Source organism: Streptomyces sp. NPDC127190 (genome assembly GCF_042672505.1).
Taxonomy (GTDB): Bacteria; Actinomycetota; Actinomycetes; order Streptomycetales; family Streptomycetaceae; genus Streptomyces.
This window is the reverse complement of sequence record NZ_JBHXVE010000047.1, coordinates 26,401-29,856: the sequence shown is the minus strand read 5'-3', so window position 1 is coordinate 29,856 and position 3,456 is coordinate 26,401. Positions and strand designations below refer to the sequence as shown.

Here is a 3,456-nt window from a genome sequence, read left to right as displayed (position 1 = left end):
CCTCCCTCCGCTGCGCTCCAGGAGGCAGTGGAGAGCCGGACGCTGCGCGCCCGGCGGGCCGCGCGGTGCGCGGCCGGGCCTCTCGGATCCTCACGGCCCGCCTAGTTGGGTGTCTGGCAAAGGAGTTGGGGAGTGCTTCGCACTCCCGGAGTTGGGTCCGCTGCGCTCCCCCACCTGACGGTCCTTCCGGCTGCGCCTCCAGAACATTAGGGCCCGCTGACGCGGGCCCGGCTGGCTATGAAGGGTGGAGGGCGCCCGTTCGTGTGGGTTCCAGTGTAGTGGGTGCCTCAGAAGGGTGGAGGGCGCCCGTTCGTGTGGGTTCCAGTGTAGTGGGTGCCTCAGGTTGATGCAGCATGTACCGTTGGCGGAAACGCGGGACACCCGCAAACCTGGCCGATGCTCGCTGAGCCATCAAGTCCCTGACGCGCCGCCAATCCACATGCTTAACCAGGCGGGCTCCCTGCCGGTGGAGCGTGACTTCGACATGCTAGGGCTGGTTTTGGGGGAATCCGATTCCCTTAGGCGGGGGTATGTGATTGGCATTGTTTCGGGGCCCCGGAGGGGCCCCGAAACCGCGTTAAGCGGGTTGATGGGGCAGGGGTGAAGGGGGTGGGAGAGAGCTGGAGACCGGTACAACCTGGCTTGCCCCTCCTCCACCCACCCCTCCACCCCTGCACACCCCGCCAGCGCGGCGGCCCCCGGCCGACGCGCAACCACACACCACCCCACCGCCCATCCCCGAAGCCGCCACCCACCCCCACACACCAACCCCATTTCCTCACTCTCCTTCAACGGGGCGGGGCAAGTGGCAGCAGAGGGGATGTCAGCAATCAGACCACGTGGCCGCAGGCCGCTGACCAGGGGCGAGCCACAACCTGGGCCGTCAGACAGCGCAACCATCAGCGCAACACCTGACGCAACATCAGGCGCAGCCTGGTACGCAACACGAGGCGCAACGGGGGGCTTCCAATCACCCGCAACACCCACTATTATTTGAAGTGCAGGGGGAGGCGACCCCCCGCAACCGCAGAAGTCCAACGAAGGGGAAGACATGGAGATTCAGATCCTTGACGGCGTCGTCCGCCGGGTGCGTGGCGGTCAGGACGCCCCCATGGGCGGCCTTGCCATTCAGGCCCGCACCATCGCCAACTTCCTGCCGCTCATGTGCCAGCGCGTAGGGGCGAAGGTCGTGCACAACTCCGACGCCAACTACACCGGAATTCGGTTCGACACCAAGGTCGGGCCGGTCGTGCTGGAAATGCCGATGGGTGACCAGCCGTACCGGCTCGTTCACGAACTCATCGAGCCTGACGCCCAGGGCCGCACGGAAGTGGAAATTCGGCGATTCCCGCAGATCTACAAGCCGCAGGGGGTCGCGCACTTGACGGCTGAGTTCCTCCGTTCGCGCGGATTCCTCAAGTAATCCCGCTTGGGGGGCGCTCAATGTGAGCGCCCCCCACACACACAACCAAACGGCGCACCGGAAGGGAAACGGTCATGGACAGCACACGAATTGCGCAGCTGGCCGAGGAGGTCGGGGCACCGCTCACCGTGGCGGAGCAGGAGCAGGCGGCGTACGCGCTCAATGAGTTGGCGCGTAGCGAGGGTGACCCGGAAGCGCTGCGGGTGCCGGTGGAGCAGTTGGAGATGGTCCGGCCGTTCTTCGAGCTGGGTTGGGCGCTGGGGGTGCGCACCGGGCACACAGGCGTGGCCGTGGCCGGTGTCCCTGTGGACCGCTCGACGGTCGAGCGGGCGTTCGTCCTGCTGCTGGCCGAGCGGATGGGGGACCCGATGGTGATCGCGGTCGCGCGGAGTCTGGACCCGCAGCACGTCGGGCCGGTGCTGTGGCAGAAGGTCGACTATCACGGCAGCCTGACGCAACGGCACGGGACGTACTGGGTGTGCGCCATCCACGCGTACGCGGACCCGCTCGGCGGGGAGGCCAGGTTGCGCTACGACCTGTGCGAGATGCGCGACGTGGCGCCCGTGCCGGTGGTCTCGGGGGTGCGGCGTACGAGTCTGACCCCTCTGCCGGAGTACCGCCCCGTAGCCTGAGTGTGCTGGTCAGGGGTGGGTTCACAAACCCCTAAAACACACTATTATTGAAGTTGTTCGGGGGTGGTGGCCCCGCCCCCGAACCGCAGAAGCCAACACGAAGGGGAGAACACCGCATGACTCAGCAGTTCGCCGAGCGCGCCACGAACGTGGCCCCCACCGGCGCCCGCAACGCCGACCTCTCCGACCTGGTCCGCATCCTGGAAGACCAGAACCAGCGCAAGCTTGACGTCATCGCCCCCGCCGCCACCCTGCGGTTCCGGAACGGCAACCTGCACGTCGAGGGCATCGAGTCCCTGATCACCGAGGACGGGGTGACGGACGTCGACGGCATCTACCGGCCCACCGGCGTGGCCGACGAGGGGATCTCCGACAAGCTCCGCATCCCGCTCTCCTACCTGCGCCGCATGCGCGCCGAGAACCTCCCGCTGCTGGACGAGAACGTCAACGCGTGGCTGCGCGAGGAGCCGGAGCGCCGGTTCATGCTCCGCGCGTTCCGAGGCGACAGCGGCCCCGGCATGCCTCCGGCCGAAGGCGTGGCCCGCGCGCTGCTGTCCGACAGCTACAAGCTCATGGACAACTTCGACATGCTGCTCGCCGCCCTGGACGGGGTGCGGCAGTCCGGCCACCCCACCCGCGTCACGGGGTGCGACCTGACCGACCGGCGCATGTATGTGCGCGTCGAGTCCGAAGCGGTCGCCGTCCAGGCGCGCGAGCTGCTGCGCGGCTACCGCTCGCCGTTCGACGGCCGCAGCGGCGACGAACTGCCGATGATCTCGGCCGGTTTCGTCATCACCAACAGCGAGGTCGGCGCAGGTGCCTACACCATCACCCCGCGTGCCGTCATCCAGGTGTGCCGCAACGGCCTGACCGAGACGAAGGACGTCATGCGCGCCGTGCACCTGGGAGGCAAGCAGGACGAGGGCGTTGTGTCCTGGTCCGGCCAGACTCAGCGCAAGACGCTGGAACTGATCACCTCCAAGACCGCCGACGCCGTCCGCACCTTCCTGTCACGCGAGTACGTCGAGACCAAGGTACGGGCGATGGAGGCCGCCGCCGGTAAGACGCTGGCCGAGCCGACGAAGACCATCGAGCACGTCACCAAGACGCTCAGCATCGGAGCCGAAGCGAAGGACATGATCCTCTCTCACTTCGTGCGGGGCGGTCAGATGACGGCCGGGGGCGTGATGCAGGCCGTCACGTCGACCGCCCAGACCCTCACGGACGCCGACCAGGCCGCCGCCCTGGAAGCGCTCGCGCTGCCCGCCCTGACGACCGCCGCAGCGCACGGCTGACAGACCCCCCGGGGGGGGGGGGGGGGGGCGCCCCCCCCCCCGCGCCCCCCGCGCGCCCCCCCCCCCCCCCCCCCGCGGGGGGGGGGGGGGGGGGGGCCGCGCCGCC

The 3,456-nt window shown here is 68.8% G+C and carries 3 protein-coding genes; all 3 read left to right on the top strand.

The window, feature by feature from the left end; genetic code table 11:
- Positions 1-1,051 precede the first annotated feature (1,051 nt).
- The 3 genes from ACFVIU_RS37970 (at position 1,052) to ACFVIU_RS37960 (ending at position 3,350) form a co-directional block, all read left to right on the top strand.
- Positions 1,052-1,423: a hypothetical protein gene (locus ACFVIU_RS37970; protein WP_385848282.1), complete on the top strand. Its 372-nt coding sequence runs from the start codon at positions 1,052-1,054 to the stop codon at positions 1,421-1,423.
- A gap of 74 nt (positions 1,424-1,497) precedes the next feature.
- Complete coding sequence (locus tag ACFVIU_RS37965; RefSeq protein ID WP_385848281.1) at positions 1,498-2,055, top strand: hypothetical protein; 558 nt, start codon at positions 1,498-1,500, stop codon at positions 2,053-2,055.
- Positions 2,056-2,171: 116 nt separating this feature from the next.
- Positions 2,172-3,350: a DUF932 domain-containing protein gene (locus ACFVIU_RS37960; protein ID WP_385848280.1), complete on the top strand. Its 1,179-nt coding sequence runs from the start codon at positions 2,172-2,174 to the stop codon at positions 3,348-3,350.
- Positions 3,351-3,456: the final 106 nt, after the last annotated feature.

What these genes read in the sequence shown, in the direction of transcription:
- ACFVIU_RS37970 (WP_385848282.1), top strand. Translation starts at nt 1,052, where the DNA reads ATGGAGATTCAGATCCTTGACGGCGTCGTCCGCCGGGTGCGTGGCGGT.
- ACFVIU_RS37965 (WP_385848281.1), top strand. Translation starts at nt 1,498, where the DNA reads ATGGACAGCACACGAATTGCGCAGCTGGCCGAGGAGGTCGGGGCACCG.
- ACFVIU_RS37960 (WP_385848280.1), top strand. Translation starts at nt 2,172, where the DNA reads ATGACTCAGCAGTTCGCCGAGCGCGCCACGAACGTGGCCCCCACCGGC.